The organism is Erwinia plantamica, from assembly GCF_043420595.1.
GTDB classification, from domain to species: Bacteria; Pseudomonadota; Gammaproteobacteria; order Enterobacterales; family Enterobacteriaceae; genus Erwinia; species Erwinia aeris.
In genome coordinates, this window is record NZ_JBGCUC010000002.1 from 277,443 (window position 1) to 296,018 (window position 18,576).

General features: G+C 57.6%; 17 protein-coding genes and 1 riboswitch. Of the genes, 9 read left to right on the plus strand and 8 right to left on the minus strand.

The window, feature by feature from the left end:
• Positions 1-1,161, plus strand: coding sequence for a glutathionylspermidine synthase family protein (locus AB3U87_RS03105; RefSeq protein WP_253458217.1), 1,161 nt, complete (start codon positions 1-3; stop codon positions 1,159-1,161).
• Positions 1,162-1,174: 13 nt separating this feature from the next.
• On the opposite strand, the gene ygiD is transcribed toward AB3U87_RS03105, so the two are convergent.
• Complete coding sequence (gene ygiD / locus AB3U87_RS03110; protein WP_253458212.1) at positions 1,175-1,957, minus strand: 4,5-DOPA-extradiol-dioxygenase; 783 nt, start codon at positions 1,955-1,957, stop codon at positions 1,175-1,177.
• Between the two features lie 191 nt (positions 1,958-2,148).
• On the opposite strand from ygiD, the gene zupT reads away from it, so the two are divergent.
• The gene (gene zupT, locus AB3U87_RS03115; protein ID WP_253458209.1) at positions 2,149-2,913 is read left to right on the plus strand and encodes a zinc transporter ZupT; all 765 of its coding nucleotides are present in this window, start codon (positions 2,149-2,151) and stop codon (positions 2,911-2,913) included.
• Between the two features lie 205 nt (positions 2,914-3,118).
• Here the strand turns inward: zupT and ribB are convergent, their stop codons facing one another.
• Positions 3,119-3,775 (minus strand): 3,4-dihydroxy-2-butanone-4-phosphate synthase, encoded by a 657-nt coding sequence (gene ribB / locus AB3U87_RS03120; RefSeq protein WP_253458206.1) that lies wholly within the window; start codon positions 3,773-3,775, stop codon positions 3,119-3,121.
• 107 nt (positions 3,776-3,882) lie between these two features.
• A riboswitch (FMN riboswitch) is annotated at positions 3,883-4,035 on the minus strand.
• Between the two features lie 147 nt (positions 4,036-4,182).
• Here ribB and ubiK point away from each other — a divergent pair.
• On the plus strand, positions 4,183-4,482 hold the full coding sequence (gene ubiK / locus AB3U87_RS03125) for a ubiquinone biosynthesis accessory factor UbiK (RefSeq protein ID WP_253458205.1): 300 nt from the start codon (positions 4,183-4,185) through the stop codon (positions 4,480-4,482).
• 89 nt (positions 4,483-4,571) lie between these two features.
• Here ubiK and hldE read toward each other — a convergent pair whose 3' ends face one another.
• The 3 genes from hldE to AB3U87_RS03140 all read right to left on the minus strand — a co-directional run bounded on the left by hldE (position 4,572) and on the right by AB3U87_RS03140 (position 10,230).
• Positions 4,572-5,999: a bifunctional D-glycero-beta-D-manno-heptose-7-phosphate kinase/D-glycero-beta-D-manno-heptose 1-phosphate adenylyltransferase HldE gene (gene hldE / locus AB3U87_RS03130; protein ID WP_253458203.1), complete on the minus strand. Its 1,428-nt coding sequence runs from the start codon at positions 5,997-5,999 to the stop codon at positions 4,572-4,574.
• A gap of 84 nt (positions 6,000-6,083) precedes the next feature.
• A complete protein-coding gene (glnE, locus tag AB3U87_RS03135; protein WP_253458201.1) occupies positions 6,084-8,900 on the minus strand; it encodes a bifunctional [glutamate--ammonia ligase]-adenylyl-L-tyrosine phosphorylase/[glutamate--ammonia-ligase] adenylyltransferase in 2,817 nt (938 codons plus the stop codon).
• Between the two features lie 28 nt (positions 8,901-8,928).
• On the minus strand, positions 8,929-10,230 hold the full coding sequence (locus AB3U87_RS03140; protein WP_394148366.1) for a CYTH domain-containing protein: 1,302 nt from the start codon (positions 10,228-10,230) through the stop codon (positions 8,929-8,931).
• A gap of 268 nt (positions 10,231-10,498) precedes the next feature.
• On the opposite strand from AB3U87_RS03140, the gene AB3U87_RS03145 reads away from it, so the two are divergent.
• Both AB3U87_RS03145 and AB3U87_RS03150 read left to right on the plus strand, forming a co-directional pair.
• The gene (locus AB3U87_RS03145) at positions 10,499-11,119 is read left to right on the plus strand and encodes a TIGR04211 family SH3 domain-containing protein (RefSeq protein WP_253458197.1); all 621 of its coding nucleotides are present in this window, start codon (positions 10,499-10,501) and stop codon (positions 11,117-11,119) included.
• 125 nt (positions 11,120-11,244) lie between these two features.
• The gene (locus AB3U87_RS03150) at positions 11,245-12,471 is read left to right on the plus strand and encodes a multifunctional CCA addition/repair protein (RefSeq protein ID WP_394148368.1); all 1,227 of its coding nucleotides are present in this window, start codon (positions 11,245-11,247) and stop codon (positions 12,469-12,471) included.
• A gap of 33 nt (positions 12,472-12,504) precedes the next feature.
• Here the strand turns inward: AB3U87_RS03150 and bacA are convergent, their stop codons facing one another.
• Both bacA and folB read right to left on the minus strand, forming a co-directional pair.
• Positions 12,505-13,323, minus strand: coding sequence for an undecaprenyl-diphosphate phosphatase (gene bacA / locus AB3U87_RS03155; RefSeq protein ID WP_125287192.1), 819 nt, complete (start codon positions 13,321-13,323; stop codon positions 12,505-12,507).
• 144 nt (positions 13,324-13,467) lie between these two features.
• Positions 13,468-13,827 (minus strand): bifunctional dihydroneopterin aldolase/7,8-dihydroneopterin epimerase, encoded by a 360-nt coding sequence (gene folB / locus AB3U87_RS03160; RefSeq protein WP_253458192.1) that lies wholly within the window; start codon positions 13,825-13,827, stop codon positions 13,468-13,470.
• A 107-nt stretch (positions 13,828-13,934) separates the two neighbouring features.
• Here folB and plsY point away from each other — a divergent pair, with 107 nt between their 5' ends.
• Both plsY and AB3U87_RS03170 read left to right on the plus strand, forming a co-directional pair.
• The gene (gene plsY, locus AB3U87_RS03165) at positions 13,935-14,531 is read left to right on the plus strand and encodes a glycerol-3-phosphate 1-O-acyltransferase PlsY (RefSeq protein ID WP_253458189.1); all 597 of its coding nucleotides are present in this window, start codon (positions 13,935-13,937) and stop codon (positions 14,529-14,531) included.
• 117 nt (positions 14,532-14,648) lie between these two features.
• A complete protein-coding gene (locus tag AB3U87_RS03170) occupies positions 14,649-14,936 on the plus strand; it encodes a hypothetical protein (RefSeq protein ID WP_253458186.1) in 288 nt (95 codons plus the stop codon).
• 45 nt (positions 14,937-14,981) lie between these two features.
• Here AB3U87_RS03170 and tsaD read toward each other — a convergent pair whose 3' ends face one another.
• Positions 14,982-16,004, minus strand: a complete 1,023-nt coding sequence (gene tsaD / locus AB3U87_RS03175) for a tRNA (adenosine(37)-N6)-threonylcarbamoyltransferase complex transferase subunit TsaD (protein ID WP_301250647.1) — start codon at positions 16,002-16,004, stop codon at positions 14,982-14,984.
• Positions 16,005-16,307: 303 nt separating this feature from the next.
• On the opposite strand from tsaD, the gene rpsU reads away from it, so the two are divergent.
• Together rpsU and dnaG are read left to right on the plus strand one after the other, a co-directional pair.
• Complete coding sequence (rpsU, locus tag AB3U87_RS03180; RefSeq protein WP_001144069.1) at positions 16,308-16,523, plus strand: 30S ribosomal protein S21; 216 nt, start codon at positions 16,308-16,310, stop codon at positions 16,521-16,523.
• Between the two features lie 105 nt (positions 16,524-16,628).
• Positions 16,629-18,374, plus strand: coding sequence for a DNA primase (gene dnaG, locus AB3U87_RS03185; protein ID WP_370734614.1), 1,746 nt, complete (start codon positions 16,629-16,631; stop codon positions 18,372-18,374).
• Positions 18,375-18,576: the final 202 nt, after the last annotated feature.

Sequence of the window (18,576 nt, forward strand, 5' to 3'; positions counted from 1 at the left end):
GTGCAGCGTCTGGCGATTGCAGAACGTCCCAACTGGCGTGAAAAAGCCACCGAATATGGCTTTCGCTTCCACACCATGCACGGCGAGCCTTACTGGTGCGAGGACGCTTATTATCAGTTTACGCTGGCACAAATCGAGAAGCTGGAGGCGGTAACCGGCGAGCTGCATCAGATGTGCCTGCAGGTGGTGGACAAAGTGGTCAACAGCGAGGAGCTGCTGGCGAAATTCCGCATCCCGAAACATACCTGGGATTTTGTTCGCACCTCGTGGAAGACCAGCCAGCCTTCGCTCTACTCCCGGCTGGATCTGGCCTGGGATGGGCAGACGGATGCCAAACTGCTGGAAAACAACGCCGACACGCCGACCTCCTTGTACGAAGCCGCTTTCTTTCAGTGGATCTGGCTGGAAGATCAGCTTAGCGCGGGCAATTTGCCGGCCGGTAGCGATCAGTTCAACAGCCTGCAGGAGAAGCTGATCGACCGCTTTGCGGCGCTGCATCAGCAGCACGGCTTTAGCTGGCTGCACTTTGCCTGCTGCCGCGATACGGATGAAGATCGCGGCACTGTGCAGTATCTTCAGGATTGCGCGACGGAGGCAGGGCTACCAAGCGAGTTCCTCTATATCGACGAAATCGGCCTGGGCGAAAAAGGCCAGTTTACCGACGTGCATGACCAGGTAATCGGCAACCTTTTCAAGCTTTATCCCTGGGAGTTCATGCTGCGCGAGACGTTTTCCACCAAGCTGGCCGATGCCGGCGTGCGCTGGCTGGAGCCGGCGTGGAAAAGCATTATTTCCAATAAGGCGCTGCTGCCGATGCTGTGGAAAATGTTTCCCAATCATCCTAATCTGCTGCCCGCTTATTTTGCAGAAGATAACGTGCCGGCGATGGATAAATATGTGGTCAAACCGCTGTTTTCACGCGAGGGCGCTAACATCCGCATCGTGGAAAACGGCAAAGAGATTGCCCGCGTGGACGGCCCTTATGGCGAAGAAGGCATGATCGTGCAGCAGTTCCATCCGCTGCCGAAGTTTGGCGACAGCTATACGCTGATCGGCAGCTGGCTGATTGACGATCGGCCAGCCGGTATTGGCCTGCGCGAAGATCGTGACCTGATCACCCAGGATCTCTCCCGATTCTACCCGCATACCTTTATCGAATAGGTTCTGGCGGATCTTATCCTACCCGTACCGAAAGCATACTGATTGCTGCCATTTCCAGCCCGTCTGCGGGCACGGAAATGGTTTCGCCCGGCTCCCGCGCGCCCAGAACGTAAAGCAGCGGCAGATAATGCTCCGGCGTTGGGTTAGCAAGCGCCGCACCCTCATGCTGCATAAAATTAACCAGTGGATGATCTTCCACTGGCCCTTCCCACGCCAGATGCTCACGCACGTAGTGATTAAATGAGACAGCCCAGCCGTGCGGTTTCGCACTGTCGTCCCGGCTTGCCATCCGCAGGTTATGCACCACGTTGCCGCTGGCGACAATCATATAGCCGCGTTCGCGCAGCGCGGTCAGCCTACGGCCCAGCGCAAAGTGGTAAGCGGCGGGTTTGGTGCCGTCCACGCTAAGCTGCACCACCGGGATATCGGCCTGCGGATACATTTTTATCAGCACGCCCCAGGCGCCGTGATCCAGCCCCCACGCCTGATCCTGCACCACCTCGACCGGTGCCAGCGCGTCCGCTATTTCTTTCGCCAGCGCAGGCGAACCGGGCGCAGGGTAACGGGTATCAAACAGCGCCTGCGGGAAACCGCCAAAATCGTGGATGGTGCGCGGCTTTTCCATCGCGGTCACCGCCGTTCCGCGCGTATACCAATGGGCGGAGACAGCAATAATTCCCTTCGGACGCGGCAAGTTCTGCCCCAGCTCGCGCCAGCTTTGCGTATAGGCATTTTCTTCCAGCACGTTCATCGGGCTGCCGTGGCCCAGAAAAAGCGCGGGCATCAGTGATTTCATAACTCTCTCCGGACATTAAAGCGATAACGAATACGTTACGCTCTTTTTAGCGCCGGGAAAGCCGGATAAGCATGATGAAGATCGTCAGGAATTTTGATGGATCGGAAATGACATTTCCTGACGTTACGCGTACTTTTTCTCTGCTAATGTATAGCAAAGGCTATACTTTTTCGGGAACAGGAGAGACGTTTGTGTCCATACCTTTACTGCTGACTCTGCTGGCCGGCGGCGCCACTTTTATCGGGGCCTTCCTGGGCGTTATCGGCCAAAAGCCGTCGGCGCGAGCGCTGGCTTTTGCGCTGGGCTTTGCCGCCGGTATTATGCTGTTGATTTCGCTGATGGAGATGCTGCCCGCCGCGCTGAAGGCGGAGGGGATGTCGCCGCTGTTGGGCTATGGCATGTTTATCGTCGGCCTGCTCGGTTATTTTGCGCTGGACAAGCTGTTGCCGCACCACCATCCCCAGGATCTGATGGGCGGTAAATCGCCGCAGAATCTACGTCGTACCGCGCTGCTGCTGACGCTTGGCATCAGCCTGCACAATTTCCCGGAAGGTATCGCAACCTTTGTGACCGCCAGCAGCGATCTGGAGCTGGGGATGGGCATTGCGCTGGCGGTAGCCATTCATAATATTCCCGAAGGGCTGGCCGTCGCCGGGCCGATGTACGCCGCAACAGGATCGAAAAAGAAGGCGCTGTTCTGGGCAGGGATTTCCGGCATGGCAGAGATCGCCGGCGGCCTTATAGCTTTCATGCTGATGGGGCCATGGCTGTCACCGCTGGTAATGGGCGCGGTTATGGCCGCCGTCGCCGGGATCATGGTGGCGCTGTCCGTTGACGAGCTGATGCCGCTGGCGCGCGATATCGCGCCGGATGTGAATCCCAGCTATGGCGTACTCTGCGGTATGACGGTAATGGGGCTGAGCCTGACACTGTTGGAAAGCGCCGGCCTGAGCTAAAGACGAACGGTGAGGCAAATTTTGCCTCACGTGGAAACCAGCGCCCATTGGGCCAGTTATGCCAAAAGCAGACGCTATCGGGCCAGGCGGGCGCTGTCAGGCCAGTGGAACGGAGAAGCGGATGCGCAAAAAACCGCAGCGCGAAAACTCTCGCGCCGCGCGCCTGCACGACGTTAGCTATGCGTACAGAAGCGCGGCAATGCGCTTAGCTTGCCTGACGCGTTTCACGGCTGCGGCGGTAAGCGACCAGATCTTCAATGGTCACCACCGGCATCGCGTGCTGTTTCGCAAAGGCGATGGCTTCAGGCGCATGGGCCATCGTGCCGTCGTCGTTGGTCAGCTCGCACAGTACGCCTGCAGGTTTGAAACCGGCCAGCGTCACTAAATCAATAGAGGCTTCGGTATGGCCGCCGCGCGTCAGCACGCCGCCTTCACGAGCGCGGAGAGGAAACACGTGGCCCGGGCGGTGCAGATCGCTTGGTTTAGCATTATCGGCCACGGCCGCACGAATGGTGGTGATGCGATCCGCAGCGGAAACACCGGTGGTCACGCCTTTCGCCGCCTCAATGGTAACGGTAAAGCCGGTGCCAAAAGAGCTGGTGTTGTTCTCTACCATCATCGGCAGTTCCAGCTGGCGGAGACGTTCTTCGTTCAGGCACAGGCAGACAATGCCGCTGCCGTGACGAATGGTCAGCGCCATTTGTTCGACGGTCATGGTTTCTGCGGCGAAAATCATATCGCCTTCGTTTTCACGATCTTCATCATCCAGCACCATGACGCCACGGCCATTGCGCAGCGCGTCGATAGCGCGTTCCACACGCTGTTCAGGCGTGCCAAATTCAGAAAGAAGCGTCTGATTCATGGTAAATAATCCTTTGTGTAATATGGGTTACCAGAACCAGGGCGAGCTTAGGAGTGTCTTGCAGCGACAAAAAATAACGGCGTGGCGGGCGTAGACCCGACAGGATACGTTACTCTCTCCCATCCGGACTTTAACCGTCGGCCCCGGAATTACACCGGATCTGCTGACCTTCAGACCAGGAAGATCTGAAGCGCTCGCGGGCTTTCAGCCGTAGCCGATTTACCGCCGGTGGGGAATTTCGCCCCGCCCTGAGAATAAGCCTGATTACTATAGCGCCGAAAAAAAAGCAGGGCAACGAACAAAATAAGCAAATCGTTAGCCATTTTGCCGCTTTCACGTTTTTGGGTTTAACCTTTGTGGTTATGGCATTACACTTAACGAAACTTTGCCGCTATCAGGAAGCCGCCATGATTGACCCGAAAAAAATTGAACAACTTGCTCGTCAGGTTCATGACTCTATGCCAAAAGGGATCCGTGAGTTTGGCGATGATGTCGAAAAGAAAATCCGCCAGACCCTGCAGTCACAGCTGACCCGGCTGGACCTGGTTAACCGCGAAGAATTTGACGTGCAGACGCAGGTGCTGCTGCGTACCCGTGAAAAGCTGGCCGCGCTGGAAGCCCGTATCGCCGAGCTGGAAAGCCGTGGCGTGGATGCGCCGAAAGCGGATATGCCGAAAGAAGTGCTGAAAACGGAAGATATGCAGTAACGCCGAAGGCGAAACCGTTTAAAAAAGGCGCCGTGTTCAACCGGCGCCTTTTGTCGTTTAAGGGCGGGCCTTTTTTGCCCGCGTCCTCATCAGCTTTTCGCCTGAATGGCCTTGATGATATTGCTGGTGGAGATCCCATCTTCAAAGTTCAGCACGCGCACTTCGCCGCCGTTTGCCCACACCTCTTTGCTGCCCGCAATCTCTTCCGGCTTGTAATCGCCGCCTTTTACCAGCAGATCAGGCAGGATATCGGCAATAACCCGCTGCGGCGTATCTTCTTCAAAGGCCACCACCCAGTCGACCGCTTCCAGCGCGCCCAGCACGATCATCCGGTTTTCCAGCGGATTGACCGGACGACTCTCGCCTTTCAGCCGTTTAGTGGATGCATCGCTGTTGACCGCGACGATCAGGCGATCGCCCAGCTTGCGCGCGTTGGCCAGATAGGAGACGTGGCCGGCATGAAGAATATCGAAGCAGCCGTTGGTCATCACCACTTTCTCGCCGCGACGACGCGCCAGCGCCACCGCCTCTTTCAGCTGCGCCTCGCTCATCACGCCGAAACCGGCCTCGGGCCGTGCGCGAATGGCGTTTTCCAGCTCGACTGGCGAAACCGTTGACGTTCCCAGCTTGCCCACCACCACGCCTGCGGCGGCGTTAGCCAGGAAGCAGCTCTCTTCCAGCGTATTGCCTGCGGCCAGCGCGGCGGCCAGTACGCCGATCACCGTATCGCCCGCGCCGGTCACGTCATAGACTTCCTGCGCCTGGGTTGGCAGATGCACCGGCTCTTTGCCCGGCTGCAACAGCGTCATGCCGTTTTCAGAACGCGTCACCAGCAGCGCCGACAGCTCGAACTGCTGCATCAGCGCCATGCCGCGCTCGACAATCTCCGCTTCGTCTTTGCACTTGCCGACGACGGCTTCAAATTCGGAAAGGTTTGGCGTCAGGATGGTCGCACCGCGATAGCGCTCGAAATCGGTCCCTTTCGGATCGACCAGCACCGGTACCTTCGCCTCGCGGGCGATGGCGATAATGCTTTCCACGCTGTCCAGCGCGCCTTTGGCGTAATCCGAAAGCACCAGCGCGCCTGCGGACGGCAGCGCCTCGCGGATCCGCTGATGCAGCGGCTCAACGTCGATCCCCCCGAAACCTTCTTCAAAATCCAGACGGATCAGCTGCTGGTTGCGCGACAGCACGCGCAGCTTGGTGATGGTAGGATGCGTGGCGACGGTAACAAAATCACACTGCACGTTAACGCCGGTGAGCGCGTCGTTCAGCGCGCGCGCCGCATCATCCACGCCGGTCAGGCCGACCAGACGGGAACTGGCGCCGAGCGAAGCGATATTCATCGCCACGTTGGCCGCCCCGCCGGGACGCTCCTCTACGTTGTCCACCTTAACCACCGGCACCGGCGCTTCAGGGGAAATACGGCTGGTTGGGCCATACCAGTAGCGATCCAGCATCACGTCGCCAACAACCAGAACACCCGCACGGTTAAAATCGGGCAGCGTCATTTTCATTCCAGATACTCCAGGCTGCAGTCAGTCAAAAAATAGTGCGCGCGATGATAGCACATGCCGTCAATTGCGCCCATTGCGCCACGATCACGCCTCCAGCCAGCGCTGCCAGCTGGCGTTGACCACGGATTGCTCCGCGCTGAACGCCTCCGGCGCAAGCTGGCCCGGTAAAGCCTGGAGCGCCAGCCTGTGCAGCTCGTTACGCAGCGTAACGTAAGCGTGGGTCAGCGAATGCGCCTCTTCCTCGCTCATTCTGTCGTGGCGCGCCAACAGCGCCAGGATGCGTACGTTATCCGACCAGCTCGTCAGCTCTGGCTCCGTCGCGGCATAGCGTAAGACCAGATATTGCGTAATGAATTCAATATCGGTAATGCCGCCGCGATCCGCTTTGATATCCCAACGCCCTTTTTGTCGGTTGCCCAGATGCGCGCGCATCTTCTCGCGCATTTCCCGGACTTCCGTTTTCAGCTTTTCCGGCTCGCGCGGTAAACACAGAATGCCCCGGCGGATCCCGGTAAAGCGCTGGCTTAACGCCGCGTCGCCAAAAACGATGCGCGCCCGTACCAGCGCCTGATGTTCCCAGGTCCAGGCTTCATGACGCTGATAATCATCAAAAGCCGCGAAGGTGCTGACCAGCATGCCCGCCGCGCCGGAAGGACGCAGCCTGGCGTCCACCTCGTATAAAATGCCGGACGACGTGCGGGTGCTGAACAGGTGCATGATGCGCTGCGCAAGCCGCAGATAAAACTGGCGGCCATCAATGCTGCGCTCGCCGTCCGTCACCGCTTCTGCCGGACAGTCGTGCAGGAACACCAGGTCAAGATCCGAACTGTAGCCCAGCTCCCAGCCGCCCAGCTTGCCGTAGCCGATGACCGCGAAGCCGCGCGCCTGCGGCTCGTTAAGGTGCGAAGGCCGCCCGTAGCGCTGCACCATCATCTGCCAGGCCTGCTGCACCACCTGCTCCACAATGGCTTCCGCCAGCCAGGTAAGATGATCGCTGACCTTCATAACCGGCAGCGTGCCCGCAATATCGGCCGCGGCGATGCGCAAATGCTGCGCCTGCTTGAACTGACGCAGCGCTTCCAGCTGCTGCTCTTCGTCCTCTTCCGGGATGCGCAACAGATACTGCCGCAGCTCGTCGCGATAGGCATCCGTGGCCGTGGGCTGGTAAAGCGTGGCGGGATCCAGCAGCTCGTCCAGCAGCAGCGGATAGCGCGCCAGCTGATCGGCCACCATCGGCGAGGCCGCACAGAGCCGGATCAGATGCTTAAGCGCGCCCGGATATTCCGTCAGCAGCTCCAGGTAGGTAGTGCGCGTCACTATGCCCAGCAGCAGCGGCGTCAGACGACCGAGCGTGACGTCGGCATCTTCACGCGGGCAAACCTCGGCCAGCAGGCCCGGCATCAGCAGATCCAGCGCCTGGCGACCACGCGGGCCAATGGTGCGTTTATCCACGTCCTGGCGAAAATCGCCGATCGCGCGCAGCAGCCGCTGCTGCGCTTCGGCGGTAAGATGAGGCACCAGCGCCGCCAGCTCCGGTTCCTCCAGGCGATCCTGCCACAGGATGCCATAGTCGTCCGTGTCTTTGCTGTCGCCCGCCTCCGGCGCGTCATCGCCGATTAGCTCGTCGAAAATAGCGCGTACGGCGGCCATATGCTGTTCCAGCTGGCCGTACATCTCCGCCCAGCCCGTGGTGCCCATCGCCCACGCCAGCCGTGCACGATTAAGATCGTCCGAGGGCAGCGTTTGCGTCTGTTCGTCATTGATGCTTTGCAGCAGATTCTCCAGGCGGCGTAAAAACAGGTACGCTTCCTGTAGCCGTAGCGCCTGCTCTGCGGGCAGCAGATGCAGATCGCTGATGGCCTGAAGCGTGGGTAAAAAGGCCCGCAGCTGTAGCGAGCGCTCACGTCCGCCACGGATCAGCTGAAAAACCTGCACGATAAATTCCGTTTCGCGGATGCCGCCCGCGCCCAGCTTGATATTGTCTTTCAGCCCGCGCCGACGCACTTCTCTGGCAATCATGCTTTTCATATTGCGCAGCGACTGGATCACGCTGAAATCGATATAGCGGCGATAGACAAAGGGCCGCAGCATCTGCTCCAGCTCCTGGCTCCAGCGATCGTCCGCGCCGCCCATCAGCCGCGCTTTCACCATCGCGTAGCGCTCCCAGTCGCGTCCCTGCTCCTGATAGTAATCCTCCAGCGCGGCAAAGCTCAGCACCAGCGGGCCGCTGTCGCCAAAAGGACGCAGGCGCATATCTACCCGATAAACGAAGCCGTCGATGGTCGGCTGATCGAGCACTTTGATCAGCCGCTGGCCCAGACGAGTAAAAAACTGCGCGTTATCCAGCTCGCGGCGCCCGCCCTGGGTGACGCCGTTTTCCGGCCAGGTAAAGATTAAATCGATATCCGAAGAGAAGTTCAGCTCGCCACCGCCGAGCTTGCCCATCCCCAGGATCAGCAGCGGCTGCGGCTCGCCCTGCGCGTTAACCGGCGTGCCCAGCTCGCGGCAGCAGGCCTGCCACAGCCAGTCGCGCGCTGCCACGATCAGCGTTTCCGCCAGCACGCTCAGCTGCCGTAACGTTGCCTGCGTGCTGCTGAGCGACAGCGCCTGCATCCAGGCGATACGCGTCAGCATATGGCGACGAAACAGGCGTAGCTCGCGCATAAGCGCGGCTTCGTCCGCGACCTGCGCCATTTCTTCCGCCAGCCAGTCGGCATAATGTCGCCACTCTTCCGGCTCCGGCGCCCTTTGCTGCAGTTCCTGCTGCCATTCAGGATAGCGCGTCAGGTTTTCGCTGATGAAATCGCTGAAGGCCATAGCGGCACGCAGCGCGGGATCGTCAGCGGTAACCGGTAGCGCGGCAAGCAGCGGCGGCAGAGGCGGTAAAGTTAAAGGCGACATAGGTAACTCCCTGTGAGGGCGGTCGAAATCAGGCGCCGCCGTTTTTCCAGAAAACCGACTGCTTCAGCGCCTGATGGCGATACGACTCCAGCCAGGCTTCCTGATGCGTTTTAATCGCGTGGGCCAGCTGTTCCCATGCGCCCAGCCAGGCCGCCACGGCGGTTTCGTCATAGGCGCCGGCCAGCAGACGCGCGGCGAGCAGTTGACGCTGCAAACGGGTCAGCTTGTCCTGATATTCATTGGTCTGACGCACGTGGGCAAACGTCTCTTTCAGATCGGCCGAGACGCGGCCCAGCATGATGTCGCAGAAGCGCTTGAAGGAGCCTTGCAGCTTGCTGTCGGTTTTGCTGTCGATAAACGGACGCCAGCCTTCGCTGGCTATCCAGTTAGTAAGCGCCAACTGGGTTTGTAGCCAGAGCGGCGTAAAGCAGAGCGACGGCTGCGGCTTTTGCTCCGCCAGCGCCTCTTCCAGCTCGTTCAGCTTTTGGCGCAGTTCGCTGCTGGCCTTACGCGGCACCAGCGTGCCGAACAGAGCAAAAGCCTGACGCAGCGTTTCCAGCGCTTCGTTGATGCCACGCAGCGCAGACGGGGTGCCGCGCAGCCACAGCTCTTCATGATACTGCCACTGACTTAGCGCCAGCGTAAAAGCGCCCAGCATCCCCTCTTCAACCGTGGCTTTCGGCTTCACTTTCAGGATCGGCAACGGGCGCAGCTCGCGCTGGCTCTGACCCTGCGCCAGGCCGTAACCGCGCGCGGCTTTGCTCAGGCTGCCCAAACGCAGTCCGCCCATGTCCGCCAGTTCAGCCGCAAAAGCCATCAGGTCGGCACGCTCGCCGGTTTTCAGCTCCAGCTCGATTTCGTTCAGCGGCTCGCTTAGCTCGCCCGCCTGCACTTCGCCGTGGTCAAAAGCCACTTCAATCTCGCTGTTCAGGTAAGTAACCACCCACTTTTCCCGCACGAAGTGGGTGCTGAACAGCGGCTGCAGCTGCGCCTGTAACGCCGCTACATCACAGTCCTGCGGCCAGATTTCCGCCGGCAGCTGCGCGAGGGCCAGCTCGGGCTTTTCCAACGCTACATTGTATTCCGGGCGCTGATGCAGACCGCCGACGGTTTTCCCCGCCGTTTTCAGCGTCATTTCATAGCTGTCGCCGAAGCCGCGAATACGCAGCCCCATATCCCAGCGGCGCAGCTGGCGATCCGGCGTTTCAAAATAGATGTTGGTCAGTTTCTGCGGCGCGCTGTGCACGTTTGGCCAGGCAGCGAGACGAGCCGGCAGCTTTTCGGCGCCTTCAGGCGTGGTAATGAACTTTAATTCAATTTCTATGGTCATATTTTCTTAATCAGATTAGCGGCACGGTCAACAAAGGCCAGATTATACCTTGCGGCCTCGGCTTTTATGCAGTGCGAAGTCGAAAACCGCGGGTAACGGGCAAGCCAGAGATGACGAAAAGAGTAATGCACAATCGCCCTGGTTGTCCCGCTTTTCCTGGCGCTTTGCGCGTCAGGTCGAGTCCAGGATAGTTCTCATTCAGCTTTATGCGAGCCATCTCCAGACTGTGCCATTACTTTTTTTTCCGCACTCACAAAAAAGATACCGAATGAAAAAAACGCATTTACTTGGCCTCACTTTACTGACTTTCAGCGTTGCCGCCTCGCTTCATGCCGAAGAGAAGCGCTATATTTCAGACGAACTTTCCACCTGGGTACGCAGCGGCCCCAGCGACAGCTACCGCCTGACGGGCACGCTGAACGCGGGGGAAGAAGTAGCGCTGGTACAGACCAACAATGATACGCATTATGCCCAGATCCGGGATGCTAACGGCCGGACGTCATGGATCCCGCTGGCGCAGCTGAGTCAGCAGCCAAGCCTACGCACTCGCGTTCCACAGCTGGAACAGCAGGTAAAGGATTTGACCGATAAGCTGGCCAATATCGACGGCAGCTGGAATCAGCGCACGGCGGAAATGCAGAAGAAAGTCGCGGGCAGTGATGACGTGATCAACGGCCTGAAAGCGGAAAATCAGAAACTGAAAAACGAGCTAATCGTGGCGCAGAAAAAAGTCAGCGCCGCTAACGTGCAGCTTGATGACAAGCAGCGCACCATCATTATGCAGTGGTTTATGTATGGCGGCGGCGTAGCCGGTGTCGGTCTCCTACTGGGCCTGCTTTTGCCGCATATGATCCCCAGCCGCAAGAAAAAAGATCGCTGGATGAGCTGACGCTTTTTCGGGCATCTTTCGGTGCCCTTCTCCTCTTTTTGTCCACCGGCCAGGCGCTTCACAACGGTAGGAGAGCTTCTACACTTCACGTATGATGCCAGAAAAATTTAGTTCGGGAGCCTGTAGTGAAGAGTTATCTTGTCGGTGGCGCGGTACGCGATGCCCTGTTAAATTTGCCGGTCAAAGACAAAGATTGGGTGGTGGTAGGCGCTTCGCCTGCCGAGATGCTGGCGCTCGGCTTTCAGCAGGTCGGCCGTGATTTTCCCGTGTTCCTGCATCCTGACACGCAGCAGGAATACGCGCTGGCGCGCACCGAGCGCAAAAACGGCAGCGGCTATACCGGTTTTGTCTGCTATGCCGCGCCAGACGTGACGCTGGAGCAGGATTTGCAGCGCCGCGATCTGACTATTAACGCCATCGCTCAGGATGACGAGGGCCGCTATTACGATCCCTACAATGGCCGTGCCGATATCGAACAGCGTCAGCTACGCCATGTTTCCGCCGCCTTTAATGAAGATCCGCTGCGCGTGCTGCGCGTGGCGCGCTTTGCCGCGCGCTTTGCTCACCTTGGTTTCGTAATCGCCGGGGAAACGCTGGCGTTGATGCGCTCGATGGCGGAAAGCGGCGAACTGAGCGCGCTGACGCCCGAGCGCGTCTGGAAAGAGACCGAAAAGGCGCTGGAAACCCGCATGCCTCAGGTCTATTTTCAGGTGCTGCGCGACTGCGGCGCCCTCGCCGTGCTTTTTCCCGAGCTGGACAATCTTTACGGCGTGCCGGCACCGGCCAAATGGCATCCGGAAATCGATACCGGCGTGCATACGCTGATGACGCTGGCGATTGCCGCTGAGCTGAGCGATGAAGTAGACGTGCGTTTCGCCACGCTGTTTCATGACGTCGGCAAAGCGCTGACGCCGCCGGAAAAATGGCCGAGCCATCATGGTCACGGCCCGGCGGGCGTGCCGCTGGTGGAGCAGCTTTGCCAGCGCCTGCGCGTGCCGAACGCCATTCGCGATCTGGCGCTGCTGGTGACGGAATTTCACGATTTAGTGCATACCGTCGAGCGGCAAAGTCCGGAAACGCTGGTCGCCCTCTTCGATCGCATTGACGCCTGGCGCAAGCCCCATCGCGTGGAGCAAATTGCGCTGACCAGCGAAGCGGACGCGCGCGGCCGCACCGGATTTGAGAACAATGCTTACCCGCAGGGCGACTATCTGCGCAAGGCGTTTGAGATTGTGCAGAACGTGTCGACCAAAGACGTGGTCGCGGCGGGTTACAAAGGCGTGGAGGTCAGGGAAGAGCTAACGCGAAGGCGTATTGCCGCACTGGCAGCCTGGCGGGCAGAGCCGCTTTAAAAAGAAGCCGGACAAACGTCCGGCTTTTTTTGACTAGACGAAAATCATGTAGACCGCAGCGGCCACAATAAAGCGGTAGATAGCGAAAGGAACGAAGGAGATACGCTGGATCAGCTTCAGGAAGACCTTGATAGCAATCAGCGCCACCACGAAGGCCGTGAGGAAACCTACGGCGAACATCGGCATATCGGCCATCGTCAGGAAGCCCAGGCTCTTATACAGATCCAGCACCGTCGCGCCCATCATCATCGGCACAGCCAGAAGGAATGAGAACTCGGAGGCCGCATAACGACTCACGCCCATCAGCATGCCGCCGGAAATGGTCGCGCCGGAGCGAGAAAAGCCCGGCCACAGCGCCAGACACTGGAAACAGCCAATCATAAAGGCCTGACGGTAAGTCATATCGTCAATCCCTACGGCTTTAGGCTGTTTGGGTTTGAGATATTCCGCCGCCAGCAGCAGAACGCCGCCGACAACCAGCGCGTACATCACGTTAATGGGATTGAAAAGCGTTTTAATTTTATCGTGAAAAATCAGGCCAATCACCACGGCCGGCACCATACCCAGCAGGATGTGGATCAGCGTCAGATGCCCTTTGCCTGTGCCTTCGTGCGGCACTTTGCCAAAGTGGATGCCAATCAGGCCAAACAGACGACGCCAGAACATCACTACCACCGCCAGGATCGATCCCAGCTGAATAACTACTTCAAACGTATCGGCTTTATCACCTTCAAAGCCCAACAGATGACCGACAATGATCATGTGCCCGGTGGAAGAGACGGGGAGAAACTCCGTTAACCCCTCAACAATCCCAAGGATTGCTGCCACCCATAGCTGATGAATATCTGCCATCAAATCTACCCCTATCCGTATCAAAGCCATTAAAAAGGCGGTCGCTGTACGCCACCGCCAAAATTGTGCCCGCAGAAAGGCGGGCCAATCCTCAGACAGCCCATAATGTGGTTTGGTTTCATCGTGATGGCAATCACATTGCGCTTATTTCGGAATAGTCCCTCGTTCGATGATTACGCCAACCTGAAGCGCCTGCGCTACCGCGCCCGGCTTGCTCAGTTTGATCCGCACCCACGGCGACCCGAAACGCGTCAGCAGCAGGGTGGCAACCTCTTCTGCCACGCGCTCGACCAGCGCGAAGCGGCCGCCTGCGACATGGTTAATAATCGCTTCGGAAACGTCCGCATAGCTCAGGCAGTCGTTGACGTCGTCGCTGGCCGCCGCGACGCGGTTATCCCAGGCCATTTCGACATCGAACACCAGCTTCTGCGAAATCGTCTGTTCCCAGTCGTAAACGCCAATAGTCGTGATAACCGACAGCTGTTCAATAAATACAATATCCATGATGCGAGTCTCTGTTTTTACGGTTGCCGGATACCACTTCCGACGGATTATGCGTATTATCCACGGATGACGAGAACAAAACGACCCCCTGAAGACGGAACGGTGTTATGAGCATATTCGCGCCCGGTATGATTATTTTCGCGTATCTGTGCGGTTCTATTTCCAGCGCAATCCTGGTATGCCGACTGTTCAGATTACCCGACCCGCGACAGAATGGATCCGGCAATCCCGGTGCCACTAACGTGTTGCGTCTCGGCGGTAAAGCGCCTGCGCTGCTCGTCCTGCTGTTTGATATCCTGAAAGGTATGCTGCCGGTCTGGCTGGCTTATCATTTCGGGCTCTCGCCCTTCTGGCTTGGCCTGATCGCTATCGCGGCCTGTCTGGGTCATATCTATCCGATCTTTTTCCAGTTTAAAGGCGGTAAAGGCGTGGCGACGGCGTTTGGCGCCATCGCGCCGATCGGCTGGGATCTCACCGGCCTGATGACCGGCACCTGGCTGCTGACCGTTCTGCTGAGCGGCTATTCGTCGTTAGGCGCCATTATCAGCGCGCTGATCGCGCCGTTTTATGTCTGGTGGTTTAAACCGCAGCTGACTTTTCCGGTAGCGATGCTTTCCTGTCTGGTGCTGTTGCGCCATCACGACAATATCCAGCGCCTTTGGCGCGGCCAGGAAACTAAAATCTGGAAGAAAAAGCGCAAATAAATTCATGTAATATCCTGTTAATTCTAAAAAAACAGGTTTACGGCCTTCGCGTTAATCTAATAAAATTATTAACCCGCACATAAGATGCGGGTTTATTTTTTATTACAAGGAAACGTGATGAAAGAATTAACACAGCATGAAGTGATGCAGGTCAGCGGCGCTGGCTATATTCAGGAAGCGCTGAGCAGCATAGGTAGCTATGTCGGCAACGGCCTGTACGGTCTGGTCGCTAATACAGGCGTGGAGCTGCCGCTAATCGGTAAGGTCAGCATAGGCTCTTTCTATCCCGATTTGGGCAAAGATATCGGTTCAACGTTGGGTAGTCAGGCTGGCGGTATGATCGAAAGCCTTATCGCCGGTATTCCGCTGATCGGCGGCTGGCTGAATGGCCTGCTGGGCAACTAGTCTCTAACAGACCGCGCCATTGCCATGAGCAATGGCGCTTTTATGTCAGCGGCTTTCCAGCGGTGAAAGCTCCGACAGCGGCCAGCGCGGACGGACGCTAACGCTCAGGTCGCTGCTTGTCCCGCCTTTGAGCCTGACCATACCCGCGTAGGCGATCATCGCGCCGTTATCGGTGCAGAACTCCGGCCTGGCGTAAAACACCTCTCCGCCCCGCGCTCGCATCACGTCGGCCATTCTTGCCCGCAGCGTACGGTTAGCGCTGACGCCGCCTGCAATCACCAGCCGCGTAAAGCCGGTTTGCTCCAGCGCGCGTTTGCATTTGATGATCAGCGTATCGACAACGGCATCTTCAAAGGCACGAGCCACGTCCGCGCGCGTCTGATCGTCACCGGCGTTTTCACGAATGGTATTCGCTGCGAATGTTTTCAAACCGGAAAAGCTGAAATCCAGCCCAGGCCTGTCGGTCATAGGACGCGGAAAGATAAAGCGCTTTTCCACGCCCTGCTGCGCCATTTTCGACAGCATCGGCCCGCCCGGATAGTCCAGACCCAGCAGCTTGGCCGTTTTATCGAAGGCTTCGCCGGCCGCATCATCCACGGATTCGCCAAGCAGCTGGTATTCACCGATGCCGGTGACGCTAATCAGCTGCGTATGACCGCCGGAAACCAGCAGCGCGACAAAGGGAAACGCAGGCGGATTGTCTTCCAGCATCGGCGCCAGCAAATGCCCTTCCATGTGGTGTACCGGCACCGCCGGCACGTTCCAGGCAAAAGCCAGCGAACGACCGATGGTGGCCCCGACCAGCAGCGCGCCAACAAGGCCAGGCCCTGCGGTATAGGCTACGGCATCTATATCTTGCGCCTGCAGGCCCGCCTCTTTTAGGGCAGCCTGAATTAAAGGCACGGTTTTACGCACGTGATCGCGCGAAGCCAGTTCCGGCACCACGCCGCCGTAGTCGGCGTGCAGTTTGACCTGGCTGTAAAGTTGGTTAGCGAGCAATCCGGCATTATCGTCGTAAATCGCGATACCGGTTTCATCGCAGGAAGTTTCTATTCCGAGCACACGCATGGCATTTACCTCATTCTTGCGGCGCGCAGTGTAACATGAAGCCGCTTCGCGCTGCGGCAAATTTCCGTGTTATCCACCGATCGCCATGATCGATAAGAGGAAAATTTCATCGCCTCGCCTCTTCGAGTGCGGTATAATCCTTGCCCTGAAAAAACCGGCAGCCGCACAGGCGCATCTGTTGGTGAGACATTATGCTATGGTGCTTTACAACGCAGCCTGTGTTGGAGTAAAATTCCGCACCATTTTGAAACAAGCTGGCACTGACGTCAGCAACAAAACCGAATTTATCGAGGTGAGAGTTACATGCCGGTAATTAAAGTACGTGAAAACGAGCCATTTGACGTAGCACTGCGTCGCTTCAAGCGTTCTTGCGAGAAAGCAGGCGTTCTGGCTGAAGTTCGTCGTCGTGAGTTTTATGAAAAACCTACTACCGAACGTAAGCGCGCTAAAGCTTCTGCTGTGAAACGCCACGCGAAGAAACTGGCTCGCGAAAACGCACGCCGCACTCGTCTGTACTAATTATTGAGGGCTTGCCCTCAGGCTTCACAGACCAGTAGTAGTATACAAGGCCGTGCTTTCCGAAAGGAATGCGCGGCTTGTTCTCGTTTATGAGCTGATAGGCCTATGGCTGGACGAATTCCACGCGTATTTATCAATGACTTGCTGGCTCGCACGGACATCGTGGATCTTATCGATGCGCGCGTAAAGCTAAAGAAGCAGGGCAAGAACTATCACGCGTGCTGTCCCTTTCATAACGAAAAGACGCCCTCTTTTACCGTCAACGGTGAAAAACAGTTTTACCACTGCTTCGGCTGCGGCGCGCACGGCAACGCGATCGATTTCTTAATGAATTACGATCGGCTGGAGTTCGTCGAAAGCATTGAAGAACTGGCAACGCTTTACGGCCTCGAAGTGCCGTATGAGAGCGGTTCCGGCCCCAGTCAGTTAGAGCGTCATCAGCGCCAGAGTCTTTATCAGCTGATGGGCAGCCTGAATGATTTCTACCAGCAGTCGCTTACGCAGAACCAGGCGGCTGGCGCGCGCGATTATCTTACCAAACGCGGTCTTAGCGACGATGTTATCCGGCATTTTTCGATTGGCTTTGCGCCTGCGGGTTGGGATAACGCGCTAAAACGTTTTGGTCGCAGCCAGGAAGACCGCCAGTCTCTGAGCGATGCCGGTATGCTGGTCACCAACGATCAGGGACGCAGCTACGATCGTTTTCGTGAACGCATTATGTTTCCTATCCACGATAAGCGTGGACGTGTTATCGGGTTTGGCGGCCGCGTTGTCGGCGATGCACTCCCTAAATACCTTAACTCGCCGGAAACCGAAATATTCCATAAAGGCCGCCAGCTGTACGGCCTGTATGAAGCGCAAAAGAAACATCCAGAACCCGCTAAGCTTCTGGTGGTGGAAGGCTACATGGACGTGGTGGCGCTGGCGCAGTTCGGCATTGATTATGCCGTTGCATCGCTCGGCACTTCCACTACGCCCGAGCATATCCAACTGCTTTTTCGCACGACCGATACGGTAATTTGCTGCTACGACGGCGACAGAGCGGGTCGGGAAGCAGCATGGCGTGCGCTGGAAACCGCATTGCCTTACATGAATGACGGACGTCAGCTACGCTTTATGTTTCTGCCGGACGGCGAAGATCCCGATACGCTGGTGCGGAAAGAGGGAAAAGACGCGTTCGAGGCGCGGATGGAGCAGGCGATGCCGCTCTCCGCTTTCCTGTTCGATACGCTGATGCCGCAGGTCGATCTGAGTACGCCTGATGGCCGTACGCAGCTGACCGCGCTGGCGTTGCCCTTAATTAGTCAGGTTACCGGCGAAACGTTACGTATTTATTTACTTCAGGTACTGGGCGACAAGTTAGGGATCCCTGATCATGTGCAACTGGAAAAACTGCTGACGAAACAGCACGAAAGTGCAAAACAGTCCCAGCAGCCCCAGCTAAAACGCACAACCATGCGTATACTGATTGGATTGCTGATCCAGAATCCGGCGCTGGCGACGATGGTCCCTTCGTTGGAAGGGCTGAATAATTCGGAGCTTCCCGGGTTCCCGCTATTCGTAGAGTTAGTGAGTACTTGCGTAGCGCATCCTGGCCTGACGACGGGCCAGTTACTGGAACTTTATCGCGGCACAAAATTTAGCCAAAGCCTTGAAACGCTGGCAACATGGAACCACATGATAGTTGAGGATGAAGTGGAAACCATGTTCAAGGACTCGCTGGCCAGCATGTATGATGCGGCGCTGGAGCGCAGGCTGGAAGAGTTAATTGCGCGCGACCGCACGCACGGCCTGAATGCCGAAGAGCGTCGTGAATTTTGGACGCTCAGCCAGGCCCTGAAAAAACAGTAACAAACGAATTAACAGCGGCGATGGAAACATGATGAAGCGCATATCGTCGCAGCCGGTTTAAACGCTATCAGCAATAGACCGGCAGGAAAAAAGCTTCTGTCAGCATATCCGCGGCTTAAGTGCCGACTATCCGCCAGGTTGAGCCTGGCAGCCGCCACGATGGGCAGCGGCAATAAACCAACGCCCTCACTGTTATTGTTGG

Excerpts from the sequence above, each read along its gene's own strand:
- glnE (WP_253458201.1), bottom strand. The coding sequence starts at position 8,900 with ATGTCGCCTTTAACTTTACCGCCTCTGCCGCCGCTGCTTGCCGCGCTA.
- ygiD (WP_253458212.1), bottom strand. The coding sequence starts at position 1,957 with ATGAAATCACTGATGCCCGCGCTTTTTCTGGGCCACGGCAGCCCGATG.
- plsY (WP_253458189.1), top strand. The coding sequence starts at position 13,935 with ATGAGCATATTCGCGCCCGGTATGATTATTTTCGCGTATCTGTGCGGT.
- ribB (WP_253458206.1), bottom strand. The coding sequence starts at position 3,775 with ATGAATCAGACGCTTCTTTCTGAATTTGGCACGCCTGAACAGCGTGTG.
- bacA (WP_125287192.1), bottom strand. The coding sequence starts at position 13,323 with ATGGCAGATATTCATCAGCTATGGGTGGCAGCAATCCTTGGGATTGTT.
- AB3U87_RS03170 (WP_253458186.1), top strand. The coding sequence starts at position 14,649 with ATGAAAGAATTAACACAGCATGAAGTGATGCAGGTCAGCGGCGCTGGC.
- dnaG (WP_370734614.1), top strand. The coding sequence starts at position 16,629 with ATGGCTGGACGAATTCCACGCGTATTTATCAATGACTTGCTGGCTCGC.
- AB3U87_RS03140 (WP_394148366.1), bottom strand. The coding sequence starts at position 10,230 with ATGACCATAGAAATTGAATTAAAGTTCATTACCACGCCTGAAGGCGCC.
- hldE (WP_253458203.1), bottom strand. The coding sequence starts at position 5,999 with ATGAAAATGACGCTGCCCGATTTTAACCGTGCGGGTGTTCTGGTTGTT.
- ubiK (WP_253458205.1), top strand. The coding sequence starts at position 4,183 with ATGATTGACCCGAAAAAAATTGAACAACTTGCTCGTCAGGTTCATGAC.
- tsaD (WP_301250647.1), bottom strand. The coding sequence starts at position 16,004 with ATGCGTGTGCTCGGAATAGAAACTTCCTGCGATGAAACCGGTATCGCG.
- AB3U87_RS03145 (WP_253458197.1), top strand. The coding sequence starts at position 10,499 with ATGAAAAAAACGCATTTACTTGGCCTCACTTTACTGACTTTCAGCGTT.
- rpsU (WP_001144069.1), top strand. The coding sequence starts at position 16,308 with ATGCCGGTAATTAAAGTACGTGAAAACGAGCCATTTGACGTAGCACTG.
- folB (WP_253458192.1), bottom strand. The coding sequence starts at position 13,827 with ATGGATATTGTATTTATTGAACAGCTGTCGGTTATCACGACTATTGGC.